Source organism: Halarcobacter anaerophilus (genome assembly GCF_006459125.1).
Classification (GTDB): Bacteria; Campylobacterota; Campylobacteria; order Campylobacterales; family Arcobacteraceae; genus Halarcobacter; species Halarcobacter anaerophilus.
Window position 1 is genome coordinate 2,907,834 of the sequence record NZ_CP041070.1, and the last position, 18,184, is coordinate 2,926,017.

At 31.2% G+C, this 18,184-nt stretch carries 17 protein-coding genes; 10 read left to right on the plus strand and 7 right to left on the minus strand.

Annotated elements, in window-relative coordinates:
- The first annotated feature begins 182 nt into the window (after positions 1-182).
- The 4 genes from AANAER_RS14335 (at position 183) to recJ (ending at position 5,785) form a co-directional block, all read left to right on the plus strand.
- Positions 183-1,028, plus strand: a complete 846-nt coding sequence (locus AANAER_RS14335; RefSeq protein ID WP_129083039.1) for a hypothetical protein — start codon at positions 183-185, stop codon at positions 1,026-1,028.
- Between the two features lie 74 nt (positions 1,029-1,102).
- The gene (ccoG, locus tag AANAER_RS14340) at positions 1,103-2,488 is read left to right on the plus strand and encodes a cytochrome c oxidase accessory protein CcoG (RefSeq protein ID WP_129083040.1); all 1,386 of its coding nucleotides are present in this window, start codon (positions 1,103-1,105) and stop codon (positions 2,486-2,488) included.
- Positions 2,489-2,603: 115 nt separating this feature from the next.
- On the plus strand, positions 2,604-4,220 hold the full coding sequence (locus AANAER_RS14345) for a CTP synthase (RefSeq protein WP_044419342.1): 1,617 nt from the start codon (positions 2,604-2,606) through the stop codon (positions 4,218-4,220).
- Positions 4,220-5,785: a single-stranded-DNA-specific exonuclease RecJ gene (gene recJ / locus AANAER_RS14350; protein WP_129083041.1), complete on the plus strand. Its 1,566-nt coding sequence runs from the start codon at positions 4,220-4,222 to the stop codon at positions 5,783-5,785. Before AANAER_RS14345 ends, recJ begins: the two co-directional genes overlap by 1 nt.
- Here recJ and AANAER_RS14355 read toward each other — a convergent pair.
- Complete coding sequence (locus AANAER_RS14355; protein WP_164969379.1) at positions 5,780-6,397, minus strand: FlgO family outer membrane protein; 618 nt, start codon at positions 6,395-6,397, stop codon at positions 5,780-5,782. The genes recJ and AANAER_RS14355 overlap by 6 nt on opposite strands.
- A gap of 5 nt (positions 6,398-6,402) precedes the next feature.
- Positions 6,403-7,062: a FlgO family outer membrane protein gene (locus AANAER_RS14360; protein WP_157840881.1), complete on the minus strand. Its 660-nt coding sequence runs from the start codon at positions 7,060-7,062 to the stop codon at positions 6,403-6,405.
- A gap of 145 nt (positions 7,063-7,207) precedes the next feature.
- Here AANAER_RS14360 and AANAER_RS14365 point away from each other — a divergent pair, with 145 nt between their 5' ends.
- Entirely contained in the window at positions 7,208-7,762 is a 555-nt protein-coding gene (locus AANAER_RS14365; RefSeq protein WP_129083042.1) for a DJ-1 family glyoxalase III, read from the plus strand.
- Here AANAER_RS14365 and AANAER_RS14370 read toward each other — a convergent pair.
- Positions 7,751-8,890 (minus strand): glycosyltransferase, encoded by a 1,140-nt coding sequence (locus AANAER_RS14370; RefSeq protein WP_129083043.1) that lies wholly within the window; start codon positions 8,888-8,890, stop codon positions 7,751-7,753. The genes AANAER_RS14365 and AANAER_RS14370 overlap by 12 nt on opposite strands.
- Before the next feature lie 78 nt (positions 8,891-8,968).
- Between AANAER_RS14370 and AANAER_RS14375 the strand changes: the two genes are divergently transcribed.
- The 5 genes from AANAER_RS14375 (at position 8,969) to AANAER_RS14395 (ending at position 15,173) form a co-directional block, all read left to right on the plus strand.
- Positions 8,969-9,706 (plus strand): UDP-2,3-diacylglucosamine diphosphatase, encoded by a 738-nt coding sequence (locus AANAER_RS14375; protein WP_129083044.1) that lies wholly within the window; start codon positions 8,969-8,971, stop codon positions 9,704-9,706.
- On the plus strand, positions 9,703-10,464 hold the full coding sequence (locus tag AANAER_RS14380) for a patatin-like phospholipase family protein (RefSeq protein ID WP_129083045.1): 762 nt from the start codon (positions 9,703-9,705) through the stop codon (positions 10,462-10,464). The genes AANAER_RS14375 and AANAER_RS14380 overlap by 4 nt, the downstream gene beginning before the upstream one ends.
- A 105-nt stretch (positions 10,465-10,569) precedes the next feature.
- Positions 10,570-14,115 carry a DNA polymerase III subunit alpha gene (gene dnaE, locus AANAER_RS14385; protein WP_129083046.1) on the plus strand — a complete coding sequence of 1,182 codons (3,546 nt, stop codon included), beginning with the start codon at positions 10,570-10,572 and terminating at the stop codon, positions 14,113-14,115.
- Positions 14,112-14,912: a 5'/3'-nucleotidase SurE gene (gene surE / locus AANAER_RS14390; RefSeq protein ID WP_129083047.1), complete on the plus strand. Its 801-nt coding sequence runs from the start codon at positions 14,112-14,114 to the stop codon at positions 14,910-14,912. The genes dnaE and surE overlap by 4 nt, the downstream gene beginning before the upstream one ends.
- Positions 14,913-15,173, plus strand: coding sequence for a hypothetical protein (locus tag AANAER_RS14395; protein WP_044419337.1), 261 nt, complete (start codon positions 14,913-14,915; stop codon positions 15,171-15,173).
- 4 nt (positions 15,174-15,177) lie between these two features.
- Here AANAER_RS14395 and AANAER_RS14400 read toward each other — a convergent pair whose 3' ends face one another.
- The 4 genes from AANAER_RS14400 to moaC are packed head-to-tail and all read right to left on the minus strand — an operon-like array spanning position 15,178 to position 18,167.
- A complete protein-coding gene (locus tag AANAER_RS14400; RefSeq protein WP_228711186.1) occupies positions 15,178-16,506 on the minus strand; it encodes a M14 family metallopeptidase in 1,329 nt (442 codons plus the stop codon).
- A gap of 31 nt (positions 16,507-16,537) precedes the next feature.
- The gene (locus AANAER_RS14405) at positions 16,538-17,404 is read right to left on the minus strand and encodes a D-alanyl-D-alanine carboxypeptidase family protein (protein ID WP_129083049.1); all 867 of its coding nucleotides are present in this window, start codon (positions 17,402-17,404) and stop codon (positions 16,538-16,540) included.
- A gap of 9 nt (positions 17,405-17,413) precedes the next feature.
- Positions 17,414-17,677 carry an HP0495 family protein gene (locus AANAER_RS14410; RefSeq protein ID WP_044419336.1) on the minus strand — a complete coding sequence of 88 codons (264 nt, stop codon included), beginning with the start codon at positions 17,675-17,677 and terminating at the stop codon, positions 17,414-17,416.
- A gap of 10 nt (positions 17,678-17,687) precedes the next feature.
- The gene (gene moaC, locus AANAER_RS14415) at positions 17,688-18,167 is read right to left on the minus strand and encodes a cyclic pyranopterin monophosphate synthase MoaC (RefSeq protein WP_129083050.1); all 480 of its coding nucleotides are present in this window, start codon (positions 18,165-18,167) and stop codon (positions 17,688-17,690) included.
- Positions 18,168-18,184: the final 17 nt, after the last annotated feature.

An 18,184-nucleotide genomic window follows, 5' to 3' on the forward strand; every position in this document is an offset into this window, starting at 1 on the left:
CAAACTCCTGAAAATTTTAAGAAGTTTACAAAGGATAAATGAACTTCATATGAATGGAATATGAAAAAAAATTCATCAATATATTTTAGATTTATTCATAAATCCAAACTTTAATCTAGTTTATTATAAAATTCGCGAAATTGGATAATCAAAATAAAATTTAAGTTTAGGGAAAATAGTTAATGAAAGTATATCTTTATGCAAAAAGCGGACATGCAATAGGTTTAGATGCAACAAGAAGATGCGCGGCAATAGCAAAACTTCTTCAAGAAAAAGATTGTGATCCAATCCTTTGTACCTGTGATTTTAGAGCAGGAGTTTATGCAAAAGAAGAACTTGGTATTAAAAAATATGTGTCAGTGGATGTTTTATCAAATCTTCCAAATATCATGCAAAGAGGAGATATCTTAATCTACGATACGGATGAAGCAAGCGATTTTATGCAAACACATATGAAAGATTTTTGTACACTTTTATACAAAATTCCTGAAGATATTCCATATACTATTACCCATAACGATTTTTTTAAAAAGCAGGAAAAACATACTATTGAAAAACTGTTTTTCTTTGGTGATGACGATTATGACAATAGACTTCTTAAATTATGTGAAAATTCTGAAAAACAAAATATTTCTTTATTATGGGGGCACTATTTTTTCTTGGGTAATGAAGAAAAATTAGTTCAATATTTTAATGAAATTTTAAATGAAGAGAGTTATATTGACTCTATAAGAAGTACGAAATACCTCCTTTCAGGATCGTTAAATGCCTGTATAGAATCAATCAAATGCGGAGGTAGTCCCGTATTATTAAGAAGAGACGACAAAGAGTATGATGAGAACTTAATTAAAAAATTAAAATTACCGACAGTAAAAGCCGATTCTTTTGAAGATATGATTAAAAAGTTTGAAACAATCATTGAAGAGTATCCAAAAATCAACTTCATCGATAACTTTGATATAAACCTCATCATAAATGAAATTTTTGTAAAACTTGAAGCTTATAAAAAGCTAACAAATAATATATAATTCATTCTTATAATAATTTATGTTAATTATAAGTTAGATTTATATACAATTAAGAAAAACTTTAGGATAAAAAGATGGAAGGAAAAACAGCAACTTTAAAAAAAACCCCTTATCGGATAAAAAGATATTACGGTTATGCTATTGCAACAATAGTATCATTGGCAATACCTTTTATTACGATTAACGGGAATCATATTTTTTTATTATCATTTGATAAAAAACAACTTCACTTGTTAGGTGTTGCATTTGATATGCAAGAACTTTATTTAATGCCATTTTTATTAATGCTCTTATTTTTAGGGATTTTTGCAATTACTGCAATAGGAGGGAGAGCTTGGTGTGGATGGTCATGTCCCCAAACAATTTTTAGGGTTATATACAGAGATTTAATCGAAACTAAACTTTTAGGTTTAAGAAGAATTAAAAACAAACAAAAAGAGCCTGACTGGAAAAAACCGGAAAATGCTTCAAAAAGAGTTATAGCTATTATTATTTGGTCACTTCTTGCAATAATTGCGGCAGCTGACTTTATGTGGTATTTTGTTCCTCCGGAAGATTTTTTCGCATATTTACAAAATCCTGCTGAACACTGGTTTTTAATCGGTTTTGTTTTAATTATTGCGGCGTTTTTAGTATATGACGTAATCTTTATGAAAGAGAACTTCTGTGTTTATGTTTGCCCTTATTCAAGAGTTCAATCAGTTCTTTATGATAACGACACATATCAAGCAATCTACTCTACAAAAAGAGGAGGTCATATATATGACGACCATAAAGAAAAAATTATCTTCAAACAAAAAGATTTACCTGATCCTACAAACGAATGTACTGCATGTGAATCATGTGTAACAGTTTGTCCTACACATATCGATATCAGAAAAGGTATGCAACTTGAGTGTATTAACTGTTTAGAGTGTGTTGATGCATGTACTACGGTTATGGGAAAATTAGGAAAAGAGTCTTTAGTTCAATGGACAAGTACAAGATCTATAGAAAAAGATGAACCTACAAAAGTATTCAGAAAATCAACTATTATGTATACTGTTGCACTTGTAGTTGTTTTAGCACTTCTTTTTGTAATGGGTGGAGAAAAAGAGCATATGTTGTTAAACGTAAATAAAACAACGCAGCTTTATAAAATAAAAGAGGGAAATGTAGTTACAAACAACTTCTTATTCCTTTTCCAAAATACAGACTCTAAAACACACACTTATGCCTTAGAGATTGTAGATCATCCTGATATTAAAATCAAAAGATTTAAACCGTTTAAATTAGACCCTAAAAAAATGTCTAAAAAAGTGGTAATTTTACAAACAGATAAAATTCTTGTAAATGATGTTACAAAAGATACACCAATAACAGTTACTATTAGAGCTTATGCTATAGACGAACCTCAAAAAGTATCTGTTTTAAGAAAAGCGGTGTTTATCTACCCAAGAGCAGATAAACTAAAAAAATAGAGTAAGAAGGAGTTTATAAATACTCCTTTTACTTTAACTCAATATTTACTTCTAATAAGTTATAATCGCGAAATATTTTTACAATTTTTAATCAATTTTTACGGAGTTCCATATAATGACTAAATTCATATTTGTTACAGGTGGGGTATTAAGCTCACTAGGGAAAGGTATAACTTCAGCTTCTATTGCAACTATTTTAAAACAATCAGGTTTTAAAGTATCAATGCTGAAAATTGACCCTTATTTAAATGTTGACCCGGGGACAATGAGCCCTTTAGAACACGGTGAAGTTTTTGTTACGGCAGACGGAGCTGAAACAGATTTGGATTTAGGAAACTATGAACGATTTATTGATACAACACTTACTGCTAAAAACTCTTTTACTACAGGACAAGTTTACCAAAGCGTAATTAGAAGAGAGAGAAAAGGCGGTTATTTAGGAAAAACTATTCAAGTAATCCCTCATGTTGTAGATGAAATCAAAGATAGAATCTATGCAGCAGCAGATGATAAAGATTTCTTAATTGTTGAATTAGGTGGTACGGTAGGAGATATAGAAGGTCTGCCTTTTATGGAAGCAATAAGAGCAATGAGACATGAACTCCCAAAAACAAATATTATGAATATTCATGTAAGTTTAGTTCCTTACGTAAAAGCTGCGGGAGAACTAAAAACAAAACCGACACAACACTCAGTTCAAGAGTTAAGAAGAATAGGTATAACTCCGCATATGCTTGTATGCAGAACAGAAAAACCTCTTCCTAAAAATTTAAAAGATAAACTAGCATTTTCATGTGATATTGAAAGAAATGCCGTTATAGAAGCAGATGATGCACAATCTATTTACCAAGTTCCTCTTCATTTTATAAAAGAGGGAATTTTAACCCCTCTTTCAGAACACTTCTGTATAAAATTAAAACCGAATATGGAAAAATGGGATACTTTGGTAAAAAATATTCTTATTCCCCAAGATGAAGTTACAATCGCATTTGTAGGTAAATATCTTGATTTAAAAGAGTCTTACAAATCTTTGATTGAAGCTTTGATTCATGCAGGAGCTCATCTAAATACAAAAATCAATATCCACTGGTGTGATTCACAAAGAATTGAAGATGAAGGAGCCTATGAAGTAATAGGAAATTCAGACGGAATTTTAGTTGCAGGCGGTTTTGGACCAAGAGGGGTTGACGGTAAACTTGCTGCAATAAAATATGCAAGAGAAAATAAAATTCCTTTCCTTGGAATCTGTCTTGGTATGCAATTAGCTATCGTAGAATACGCAAGAAACGTATTAGGAATCGAAAATGCAAACTCTGTAGAGTTTGATCCTGAAACAAAAGAACCTGTAATATACCTAATTGATGAATTTATCGACCAAAGCGGAAATAAACAAGTAAGAACAAAAAAATCTCCAATGGGCGGAACAATGAGATTGGGAGAATATCCGTTTGAACCCCTAAAAGGAAGTAACCTTCAAAAAGCTTATGGAAAAGAAGAAGTCTATTATGAAAGACATAGACACAGATATGAAGCAAATCCTGCATATAAAGAGAAACTGGAAAATGCAGGTATGATAATTTCAGGACAATCAAACGGTTTAATTGAAGCAGTTGAAATCAAAGATCACCCTTGGTTTGTAGGTGTTCAATTCCACCCTGAATTTACTTCTCACTTAGAAACACCAAACCCGATTATTTTAGAGTTTGTAAAACAGGCTAATGCCGCTAATTAATGCTAAAGATTACGAAAAAAGAACTTTTTAATATACTAAAAGCAAGACATGAGAATGACAAATATTCTCGTCTTGCTCAAATGCCAAAACCCGACAGTTTTAAAGATATTCAAAAAGCAACAACAAGAATCAAAGATGCCGTTTTAAAAAATGAAAAAATCACAATAGTCGGAGATTATGATGTTGACGGAGTTGTTTCTACAACTATAGTAGTGGATTTTTTTCAAAAAATCGGTATTCAAGTAGATTATATTATCCCTAATAGATTTGAACACGGATACGGACTTTCACCGAAAATTGTCGATATGATTGATGAAGGTTTGGTTATAACAGTAGACAACGGAATTTCAGCAAATCAAGCCGCAAAAAAATTAAAAGAAAAAGCTATTGATTTAATTATTACGGATCATCACACCGTAGGAGAGGAACTTCCCGAGGCTTTTGCCATAATAAATCCGAAACAAAAAGAGTGTAATTTCCCTTTTAAAGAGATTTGCGGAGCCCAAGTAGCATGGTATCTTTGTGCTGCAATAAAACAAGAACTAAAAAAAGAGGTAAATCTACAAGACTTTTTCGACCTTTTATGTATTGCAATAATTGCAGATATAATGCCAATGACAAGTCTAAACTATATTATGGTCAAACATGGACTTAAATCTATAAAAAATTCAAAAAGACCCGCTTTTATAAAATTAAATGAAGTAATGCAAAAACAGCTTTTTGTCTCTGATGATGTAGGTTTTACTATAGCTCCTAAAATAAACAGTGCTGGAAGAATGGATGATGCGTCCATTGCCTTGTCTTTTCTTCTATCTCAAAATCTTTATGAAGCAAATGATTCACTTCAAATGTTAGAAGAGCTAAACTGTTATAGAAAAACCTTACAAGAAGAGATTTCAAAAAAAGCAGTGCAAGCAATGAGCAATCAAGATAATGCCGTAATAGTCTGGGGAGAAGATTGGCATGAAGGAGTTATCGGAATTGTTGCGTCAAAACTCTCAAATGCCTATAAAAAACCTGCTTTTATATTTTCTATTAAAAACGGAATAGCAAAAGGTAGTGCAAGAGCAAATGCAAATATAAATCTACACACAATTATTTCCGAAACTTCAGACCTTCTTCTTGGTTTTGGAGGTCATAAAAATGCTGCCGGGTTATCAATGGAAGCAAAAAATCTAGAAGAGTTTAAAAAAAGAATAAATGAACTTTTAAATATAGAAGCAAAAGATTTATATATAGAACATGATGTATTAGGAGAACTTGACGTATCTTCCGTGGATATTGAATTTTTGGATATTATTGAAAAGTTTGAGCCTTACGGTTTAAATAATCATCGCCCTATTTTTAAAATATCAAATTCAAAAATTATAAAAACCCAACTATTTGGAAAAGATAAAAATCATTTAAAACTAACCTTAAACAACAACGGTTATGTTTTTGAAGCTTTACAATTTCATGCAGAAAACAGAGATTTGGAAGATTCTATAAATTTAGTAGTTTCAATAAATAAAAATGAGTTTAGAGGAGAGATAAGTCCTCAATTTCTAATCCAAGATATACTATAAAACCATAGGGGCTCTAATATTAGGTTGAATAGTATTTCTTTCTAAATCGAATATCTCATCATCAACCAAAGTTTCACTAGAAGCTGAGCTTAAAATATTTCCTGTCGAAAGATCGACAAGTTTTGTAAAAATAATCAAACTCTCTGTAGTAACGCTATATGTTCCAACAAAAGCATATCTAGTGCTTAACTCTTTATTTTTGATATCTTTTTGTATTCTAGTTAAAACATTAAAGCCATGTACTCCTAATTGGAAATCTCTGCTTAATTCTACGGCTTTTACTATAACTCCTTTATTTAACAAAGAGTTTTTTAGCTGTTCAGAGAGTAGAAATCCAAGTTTTGAACGATTTCTTAATCTATCGACATTTACGAAATCAGGAACTAAAACCGCTTCTTGGGAATCAATATACTCTTTGATTTTTGGTTCCTGTTTTTCAACCAACTCTTCGACTAAAGAGTCAAAGTTAGTTGAACCGGTTAAATACTTGTGATTTGTAGGGGATTTACTAGCAACTGTTTTTGCTATATTTGTTGAACATGAAGTAAAAAAAAGTATTAAAAATATTGAAGCTGAAAAATAGTTCAATATTTTTATAATATTTTTGTTCATTTAAACTATTTTTCTTCTATTATTTTTATTGTTCTTGCAGGTTTACAATCTTTAAATAAAATACAGTCATTTCTTTTATTATGTTGATAAGTAGCTCTTGCACTTGAAATTATTTTACCTGTTATATTATCCATAACTCTTGCATTTAACATAACTTTCCCGTACTGTCTAGAGTAAGTTCCTACCACAACATAGGTATTTGGTATTTTTTCTTTTAGTTTATGAGGATTTCTGCTAATAAAATATTCACCTTTTTCATTTATAGAAACAGCCATTTGCCCTCTATATTCTATAATATTAAAACCTCTGTTTGACATCTCGTTTATTAAACTTTCACTTACAATTCTACCAAATTCCGTAGTCTTTTTAAAATTGCTTAAACTAACAAAAGATGTTATAAGAAGCGGTTTGCTGGTACTCATTTTTTGATTCTGCATCATTTGTGTAGCAAGCGAGTTTATAGTATCTTCTATAGTATATTGAGTTGTTACGTTTTTTTGTCTGTCATTGGCAACTTGAATATGCTGTTTTGTAATCTGAACTTTTTTGTCTTCTTTCTCTACTGAACTATCTTTATAACTTACAAAAGGACTATTTGCAGTACATCCCGAAAATAGAGATACCGCTGTTACAAGCAAGCAAGATTTAGTGAAAATTTTAAACATAAATTCCCCTTATATTAATTGCTTAGATTTTATTTAAAAATAGCTTATAAATTCTTGAAAACTTTATCTTTAAAAACAGTTTAAAACCCCTTTTCTTCATAATTCTGTGATAAAATAAAAATAAAATTTTATACAGGAGTTTATCATGTCTAAAGTATTAGTTATTCTTTCCACAGGATTTGAAGAAGTTGAAGCAGTCTCAATTATAGATATTTTAAGAAGAGCCCAAGTTGACGTAACAATTTCGACAATAAATGAAAAAACAACAAAAGGAGCTCATAATATATTAATTGAAGCAGATGAAAAATTAGAAGATATTTCAAATCTTGAAGATTTTGATATGGTAGTTTTACCAGGAGGTGCAGAAAACACCTTTAATCTTGCAAAATCGGAATTAGTAAAAAAAACTCTACAAAAAATGAAATCTTCAAATAAATACGTAGCGGCAATATGCGCAGCACCTTATGCTTTACATGAAGCAAAAGTTTTAAATAAAAGATATACTTGTTATCCAAGCTTTGAAGAAAAAATCGATCCAGCAACATATATTTCAGATGAAAAAGTCGTAACAGACGGAAAAGTTATAACTTCTCAAGGACCTGCAACGGCAATGCAGTTCGCTTTGGAACTTGTTAAAACAATAAAAGGTGAAGAAGTTTATAAGGAAGTGAAAAACGGACTTTTAGTATCAAGCTTTTAATCTTGAGAGAATCTCTTCATTCTTCTGCCAAAAATCCAAAAAACTGTGAGAGATAGACTTATCTCTCATATATTCATAAGCTTTTTTACTTTTTTGATAATATTTTTCATCCTTTTTTGACAACTCTTCTAATGCCTTTTTTACCTCATCAAAACTATTTATATCTAAAATATATCCGAATTTTTCAGTTACAAAAGTTTTTGGTCCCCCTTTGTTTGTAACTATTGCAGGCAAGCCCGAGCTTAATGCTTCCATTACTACTTGTCCCAAAGTATCGGTAGTCGAAGGGAAAATAAAACAATCGCTTGAAGCATATATTTTAGATAACTCTTCACCTCTTCTTTTTCCCAAATAGGTAATTGTAGGATCTGATATCTGCTCTTTTAACTCTTTGTCTCCTACTAAAATCAGTTGAGAATTTTTAAGTTCCGCTTTTTGCCAAAAAGCCAATAGTTTATGTACGTTTTTTTCCAAAGAGACTCTTCCTACATATAAAACCTTAAATCTGCTTTTATCTACTTTATATTTTTCCCAGATTGAATTATCTTTAAAAGAGCTGTCAAAACTTTTTATATCAATTCCCGCTTTTAAAAGATATAACTCTTCATCTTCAAAATTCAACTGCTCTTTTAATGTTTTAAAATACTCTTCGGAACGGCAAAACAAAGCTTTATATGGACTATAAAAAAATTTTAGAAATTTTATTGTTCCTTTTTTTACAAAACTCTTTTTCGTATTTTTATAAAGATAAGCGGGAAAATCCGTATGATAAATTCCTACAACAGGAATTTTTAAAAGTTTGGCACAAATTAAAGCGGACAAGCCGACGGTTCCCGGAGTTGAAATATGCAGTAAATCGGGATTTAATCTTTTTATCTCCTCTTTGATTTTAAAAAAATTGGGAAAAACCAAATCCAAAGATTTATAAAAAGGCATTTTCATTCTAAAAATCGGATTTATATTAATTATATTTTCAAACTCTTCTTCTGGCACTTTTTTAGTAGAAGTTAAAACTACAAAATCTTTTTCAAATTTTAAAGCCTGCTTTGAAAAGTCTTGAATAAATCGCGATACACCGTTTATATCAAAAACCGTATCACTTACCAAACATATTTTTATATTTTTCATTTAAAAATTTTATTACAGCTAAATTACAAAAGTATTACATGTTATTAAGTTGTAACCATCGTGTAATAGAATCCCAAAATGAAATATAAAAGCATATTTATATCAGATGTTCATCTTGGAACAAAATTTTCAAACACAAAACAATTGTTGGATTTTTTCAAACAAAATGAGTGTGAGAACCTATTTTTAGTGGGGGATATAATAGACGGCTGGTCAATAAAAAGGAAATTTATTTGGCCTCAATCACACTCTGACGTAATACAAAAAATCTTAAAAAGAGCAAGAAAAGGCTGCAATGTTACTTTTATAACAGGTAACCATGATGAATTTTTACGCCCCTTTGTTCCTCTTATTTTAGGTCACTCTTTAGAAGTAAAAAATGAGACTGAATATATTGCTTTAAACGGCAAAAAATATTTAATCACTCACGGAGATTTTTTTGATTCTATTACAATGACGAAAAAATGGCTTGCGGTTTTGGGAGATTACGGTTATGATCTTCTTTTAAACGTAAATCAAATATTAAATATAATAAGAACAAGAGTCGGTATAAAATCAAGATGGTCTTTGTCAAAATACGTTAAAGACAATGTAAAATCTTCTGTCTCTTTTATAACAGACTTTGAGGCTACATTGGCAGAACATGCAAAATATAAAGGATATAATGGCATAATATGCGGACATATCCACAAAGCCGAAACAAAAATGATTGATTCAATAGAGTATTTAAACTGTGGAGATTGGGTAGAGTCTTGTACAGCTGTTGTAGAAACCTTTGAAGGGGAATTTAAAATTATAAACTGGTTACATAAATGAGTGATAAAAAATTTGCCGTTGCTTTAGGTGGAGGTGCCGCAAAAGGCGCTTTTCATTTAGGAATTTTACATTTTATGGAAGAGAGTCGCATAGAAATAGATGCCTACAGCGGAAGTTCAATCGGAGCTATTATTTCAGCTTCCCATGCAAGCGGAGTAAAAGCAAAAGAACAGCTAAAAATATTCTCTTCACAAGAACTCAAAGATATTTTGAAATTTAACTATTTTAGAAACGGTTTAATACGAATACAAAGAGAAGCCAAACTTTTAGATCATCTTCTACCTATTAAACAATTAGAAAAAATCCCTAAAAAAGTCTATGTATGTGCATATGATTTAAAAAAAAGGAAATTACACTATTTTGATAAAGGTGATACTCAAATTTTATGTATGGCATCAAGTGCCTTAGTTCCGCTTTTTGAACCTGTAAACTATAAAAATATGTATTTAATAGACGGCGGACTTTTTGACTCTGTTCCTATAAAACCTCTAAACAAAGAGATTTACGAAATACTGGCTATCGATCTTTTTCCAAGCAGCAATATTTTGGATAAAAAAAAGATGAACCCTTTTAAAATATTAAAGAAAAAGTTTTTCACTCAGCTTTACGAAAATCATATCTTTACCATTAAAAATACGGATCAATACCTAACTACGCTAAAATTAAAAGATTTTTCAATGTTTACTTTCAAACAATTAGACGAATGTTTTAACCTTGGATATAAAGAGGCAAAAAAGCACTTTTTAAAAGCCTCATAAACTTATTCTTAAATATAAAATTACCTCTTATACTTCCTAAAGTTTTTTATCTGCTATTGGATATAATTGCCTTCAATAAAAAAGAAAGAATAGAAGAAAAAAATCATGTCACAAACTCCTGAATTTACACATTTACATCTACATACCGAATACTCTTTGCTTGATGGAGCAAATAAGATTACACCTTTGGCAAAAAAGGTGAAAGAATTAGGAATGAAAAGTGTTGCTATGACAGACCATGGAAACATGTTTGGAGCAATCTATTTCTATAATGCCATGAGAAAAGAGGGAATAAAGCCGATTATAGGAATGGAAGCCTATATCCACAACTCGGAAGAAATATCCGATAAAACTACAAGGCAAAGATTCCACCTCTGTCTTTATGCAAAAAACGACACAGGATATAAAAACTTAATGTATCTAAGCTCACAAGCATATATGCACGGTTTTTATTATTATCCAAGAATCAACAAAAAAATATTAAGAGAAAATTCCGAAGGTTTGGTTTGCAGTGCTGCCTGCCTTCAAGGAGAAGTAAACTGGCACCTAAATACAAATAATGAAAGAAACGTAAAATTTGGGGCAAAAGGTTATGAAAGAGCAAAAGAGATAGCCTTAGAGTATAAAGAAATTTTCGGAGATGATTTTTATTTGGAAATAATGAGACACGGTATTGCCGACCAACTCTTTATTGATGATATGATTTTAAAAATTTCAAAAGAGACGGGGATAAAAGTAGTTGCCACAAACGACACCCACTATTTGGAGCAAAAAGATGCCCTAGCACATGAAGCTTTTATGTGTATTGCAATGAATAAACTTTATGATGATCCAAACAGATTAAGACACAGTGTTCATGAATTTTATCTAAAATCTCCGGAACAAATAGCAAAACTCTATGCAGATATTCCTGAAGCAATTGCAACAACGCAAGAGATTGCAGATAAATGTAACTTAGAGATAAAATTAGGAAATCCTACACCGCCGAATTTTAAATTTACAAGACAAAAACTTACGGAACTAGGACTTGAAATACCTGAACCTGAAGAAGAGTATTCACTAGAAAACGATACCGCTTTATTTGTACACGTATCAAGAGAAGGTTTGGAAAAAAGACTTAAAATAGTTCCAAAAGAGAAACATGAGGAATATAGACAAAGGCTTCAAAAAGAGATAGATATCATAACAGGTATGAAATTCCCGGGATATATGCTTATCGTTTGGGATTTCGTAAGAGCTGCAAAAGAGATGAAAATCCCTGTTGGTCCGGGAAGAGGAAGTGCCGCAGGAAGTTTGGTTGCTTTTAGTATGGAAATTACCGATATCGATCCTATGCCTTACGGACTTCTTTTTGAGAGATTTCTAAATCCTGAAAGGGTATCAATGCCGGATATCGATATGGACTTCTGCCAAAGTAGAAGGGGTGAAATTATTGATTATGTTGTAAAACAGTACGGTAGAAACAATGTTGCCCAGATTATCACGTTCGGTAAACTTCTTGCAAAAGGGGTTATAAGAGATGTTGCAAGAGTTCTTGATATGCCTTATTCAAAAGCAGATGCTATGGCAAAACTTATTCCCGATGAACTTGGGATTGATTTAAAATCTTCTTGGGAAAAAGAACCGAAAATAAAAGAGCTGTATGACAGTGATCCTCAAGCAAAAAGAGTATGGGATTTTGCTTTAGCTTTAGAAGGTTTAAATAGAAATGCAGGTACGCATGCAGCAGGTGTTGTTATCTCAAATGATCCTTTATGGAAAAAAACACCTTTGTTTAAACCCTCTGGAATGGAAACAATAGCAACCCAATATAACGGTAAATTCGTCGAAGATGTCGACTTAATTAAATTCGACTTCTTGGGACTTAAAACTTTAACAGTAATTGATGAGGCAAATAAACTTGTTGAAAAAAGACACGGCAAAAAAATTGATTTTATCCAAATAGATGTAAATGACAAGGGAGTCTACGACTTAGTTCAATCAGGAGATACAATCGGATTATTCCAGATAGAATCGGCAGGAATGCAAGATTTGTGTAAAAGATTAAAACCTTCAAGCTTTGAGGACCTTGTCGCGATACTTGCTTTGTATAGACCGGGACCTATGGAGTCAGGAATGCTTGATGACTTTATTGACAGAAAACACGGACGTGCAAAAATTGACTACTTCCATGATGAACTCGAACCTGCACTAAAACCTATTTTGGAAAATACTTACGGGGTAATTGTTTACCAAGAACAGGTTATGCAGATTGTACAAAGCGTCGGTGGCTTTTCACTTGGAGGTGCAGACTTAGTTAGACGGGCAATGGGTAAAAAAATTAAAGCTGAAATGGACAGACTAAAAGGTGAATTTGCAGACGGAGCAGAGAAAAAAGGTTTTACAAGAGCTTATGCTGAAGAGCTTTTCGACCTTATTGTAAAATTTGCCGGTTATGGATTTAATAAATCCCACTCGGCTGCTTATGCTCTGGTTACTTTTTATACTTGTTATTTAAAATGCTACTATCCAACTGAATTTATGGCAGCTTTACTTACTTTGGAAAAAGATAATACGGACAAAGTTGTTAAATATGTAGATGAAGTAAAAAGATTGGATATTGAGTTATTTCCGCCTGATATAAATAAATCCGATCTTGTTTTCTCTGCAACAAAAATTGATGATAAAGAAGTAGTAATGTTTGGTATGGGTGCCATTAAAGGTGCCGGTGATGTGGCTATTAACTCAATTTTAAAAGAGAGAAATAAAAACGGCATTTTCAAAGATTTAGCAGATTTTGTTTCAAGAATCGACGGGTCTAAAGTAAATAAAAGAGTAATCGAATCTTTGGCAAAAGCAGGTGCTTTGGATTGTTTTGAGTATTCAAGAAGAGCATTACTTGAACAAATAGAACTAATAGGTGAAGCCGTAGGAAAAGCAATGCAGCTGAAAAAACAGACTACATCTTCACTTTTCGGGGATGATAAAGAGATGTTAACAGTAGATATAGATCTTGAACATCTTCCTGAATTTGACCAAAAAGAGATATTAGAGTTTGAAAAAGCCTCTTTAGGATTTTACGTATCCGGTCACCCTCTTGATTCTTATAGAGAAGAGCTAGATAAAATCTCATACACATTAAGTTCGGAGCTTGATGAAGTTGCAGACGGTTCCCAAGCTCTTATTATAGGAAAAATTGAAGAGATAACCGAAAAAATCTCTAAAAAAGGTAATAAATTCGGTATTGCAAATATTCTTGACCTTCACGGAAATATCGAAGTAATGCTCTTTGAAAACAGATTAAAAGAGATAAGAGAAGAGTTTGATATCAATGAACCTATTGCCTTTAAAGTAAAAGTTTCAAGAGACGGAGATTTTACAAGACTTAGTATTCTTAAAATTGAAAGCCTGAAAGATGCACAAAAAGAGAAAGTAAAAACAAAACATAAAGAGAAAGAAGAGCCGCCTCTTACCGTTGCTGTTCCTTATATAGAAAAAGAGGACACTATGTATAAACTTTTTGATTTGATTGCTCATAATCAAGGAAGAAGAGAATTAAAAGTTATTATAAAAACAAAACTTGCAGATATAGAACTTGAAACGGATTTTAGGGTAACTTCAAATATGGAAGAGTATATAAAACAGATTGAAGGAGCACATGTAGTAGCATGAGACAAATACTTTTAACCAATGATGACGGTTTTGATGCAATTGGATTAAAAGCTTTAATTGAAGCTTTAGCACCTTTAGCAAAAATTTTGGTTGTAGCTCCTGTAAAAAACAAATCTGCGTGCGGACACTCATTAACGCTGGACAAACCTTTAAAAATGGATAATGTAAGTGATGATTACTACAGAATAGATGACGGAACGCCTACAGATTGTGTATTTATTTCATTAAATAATCTTTTCAAAGAGGGTTTTAAACCTGATTTAGTAATAAGCGGAATAAATGTGGGGGCAAATATGGGTGAAGATATAACCTACAGCGGAACAGCAGCAGGAGCAATGGAAGCAGTGCTGCAAGGAGTTCCCGCAATATCTATTTCACAAGTTTGTAAAGATAGATGTCAAGAGATAAAAGAGGCTTCTTGGGATTTTGCATTGGCTAAAAAAACAATTGCAGATATTGTAAAAAAAATATTTGAAAATAAATTCCCTTTAGAACAAAGAAGATTTCTAAATATAAATATTCCCCCAATTTCAGTTGAAGAGTGCAAAGGAATCAAAATTACAAAAGCAGGATATAGAGAGTATGGAAATGATACTCACAGACACTATAACCCAAGAGGGGAAGAATTTTATTGGATTGGACTTCATCCTCTAATCTGGCAGGAAAGCATTGATAAAAGTTGTGATTTTGAAGCAATAAAAGCAAACTATGTATCAATAACACCCGTAAAATTAGACTTAACATCATATGAAGATATTGATAAATTAAATATTTGGATAAATAAAGGAGAAAAATAATTGAATTTTACAAAATCACTACAATTTAATATCGACAAATTAGTAGGTACGCTAAAAGAAGAAGAGGAACTAAAAGAGGTTCTAAAAAGAAAATTCACGAAAAAAGAGTTTAAAGTATTTGTTTCAAAAGAAGAAGGTAAAAAAGAAGAAGAGATTGCAGAACAAATAAACGATACTCAAGAGAGAGTTTGCGAATTATATAAATCTGCTTGTAAAAAACTAAATCAAGAAAAAATAAAAAAAGAGCTTGTAAACTTATAAAAAACTACAAACTTAATGTAGTTTTTTTAAGTTTTTTAAGAGCTACGGCATCTGTAGCTCTTTTAGCTTTACTTTTGTCAAAATTTACCAAAATCATACCCGCAAATTTTTTCCCTTTGTAAAACTCTATTCTATATAAATTCCCTTTTTTATCTATTGAAAATCTTTTTATAAATTTATCTTTATTCACCGAAATTCCACTTTCATTTTCAACTCCGTTTTTTACAAAACCGATTACATTTACCCTTACACCCTCTAAAGGTTCAACTTGAAAACTTGTATCAACATCTATAATAGAACCCATTTTTAGATTTTTTCTTTCTCCGTCGATTAGCATACTAACACTTTTGATTGAATTATCAATCTCTCTGTATTCAGGTTTTAAGTTTGCTAATTTTCTATTTCCGTAATGAATAACAAACTGTCCGTTTTTTTTGATTACGGTTAAAAGAGGATTTGAGGGAGTAAATTCTAAAGTACCGTCTTTTCTTATGGGAAAATATCTTAAAATAGTTCTTATTTGACTTAAAGGAAGCTGGATTCTATCATCATAAAAAGAGATATAAATATCATCATCTATTACATCTTTAACGCTTTTTGAATCTAAATCAAATTCTCTTTCAAACTCTATTCCCATAATATTCATATATTTTTCAAGTGCCAAAAGATGATAATATGTTCTTTCATGAAGAGGTAAATTTTTACTAGCTTCATTTCCAAAAGCAGCCTTACCGTTATTTATTGCATAATAAGTAAGGCTTTTTTCCATCTCTTTGTCACCTTGTCTAGTGTGAGTATTTTTTGTATGATATAAATCCCTTTGTCTAAGTAGATTTTCATTTACATGTTCACACACTCTTTTTGAAATTTCTTCTAAATTTCCATAAGATCGTACACTTAAATTTGACTGATCTATAATTGAACTTTGTCCCCATCTATTTGGAGAAAAATTCCAGTCTTTATGCTCTTCTCTGTAAAACCCGCTACCGTCATGAAGATTTAAAACAACTCTTACTTCAGGGGAAGTTATATACTCTTTGATTCTTTGTACCGTATTATAATCAGGATCAGTAGGTGAAATATGTGCAAATTTTCTATTCATATCACCGTAAGGTCCCCTCGATCTTTTAATTATCGAATAAAAATTTAAATTAGGAACAACCCAAACAGAACCTTTTTTTATTTTATAATGAGTCGTAATAATTGAGGCAGCCATGAATGCACCGGGTTCATCCCCTTGAATTCCACCGATTATTAAAAGAGTATTGTCATCTTGTTGACCTTTTTTAATAAAATCAAAATCTATATTTTTTATATCTGTACTTGCAGACACATTTTGTATAAAAAAAGTTATTAATAAAAGACTAAATAACTTTAACATGCCAAGGTTCATATCTAACTCCATCCTTATTATTAATTGTATATCTCATATCTATATATTTTAATCTTCTCATTTTAAAAAACTCTTGGGTAAGAGCAAATCTCGGAGAAAAGTTTGCATGACCGAAGCCTTTTTTACCTACATCAAAATCTGCGACAGAATGATAAGTAAAAGCAGGAGGAGCCAAAGACTTCGAAGCTGTTGTAATATTTCCGTCAACACTATATATTTTGTCCAAAAATAGTTTTGTCTGCTTTACGATACTTCTTACACCGGAAGTTAAAATTAAACTATCCCCTACATCTTTCAACATTCTAAAATAGACACTATAAGGTTCACCCTTAAAAAGATAATGTCCTGTTCCTGAAATCTTAACAACATCAGATTTATTAATTTTATCGGTAATTTTATTAGAAACTTTTTCACCGAAAAAACCATGAATTCTTGGATCATAATAAAAAATACTCTCTAAAAAATCTAACTCTTTTTGGGAAAAAGAATTAATACTTTCAACTCTTTTCGCAATTTTTAACATTTCATCAAAACTGATAATATTAAAATTTCCATATCCTACATAGTTTTGTATTTGTCGTAATTTCTTTCTTACACTAACAAACTCTTTTTCATACTCTTGATCAACATATAAACTCTTTTTCACTTCTGTTTTTTTATTATTCTCAATAGTTGAAATATCCGATTTTAAATTATCTTCAAAAAGTTTTTGAGTATCAATACTATGAAAGTAGTTTGGCAAAAAAGAAGCTAAATCTTTTTTACCGCTTCCAAAAAGATTTGATGTTGAAAAAGCTAAAGGAAGTGCCGCAGCTTTAAAGAAATCACGTCTTAACATCTATATTTACTAAAGTACCATTTTGATATCTTTATGGGCACCTAAAAGTCTATGTAATTCATTTCTGTCATCATCATTATGAACAATAAGTTCAATAGTATAACTTTTAAATTTTCCTTTTTTGCTTACATTCGACTCTTTCACATCATGTTCTCTGCCTGAAAATATATCTTTAGAAATATTTTTTACATTTATGCTTTCTAACATCACAATTTTATATTTCCAAGAGCATGGATAAGTTAATTCAAGTTTATGTTTACTTAGATCTACCATAAAAACCTCTCTATTTTTCCCCTCTTATAAAATTACCGCTTTTGCCGCCGCTTTTACTCTCTAGTTGTATTTGAGAAAGCACCATAGATTTATCTATAGCTTTAACCATATCATATATAGTTAACAAACCTACAGAGACTCCAGTTAGAGCTTCCATTTCAACTCCTGTTTGTCCGCAAAGTTTGGCAGTAACATACAGTTTAAATCCGGGAAGTTCAGGTAACTCTTCTATATCGCAATTAATTGAGCTTAAAAGCAAAGGATGACACATAGGTATTAACTCACTTGTTTTTTTCGTACCCATAATAGCTGCAACAACAGCTGTTTGTAATACGGGACCTTTTTTAGTGTTGTTATTTACAATTGCATCAAAAGCACTTTGACTCATAGAAATTTTTCCTGATGCAACAGCAACTCTAGTTGTATCTTTTTTTTCAGAAACATCAACCATTTTAGGTCTGTTTTTTTCATCTAAATGTGTTAAGCTCAAAATAGTTACCTTTTTTA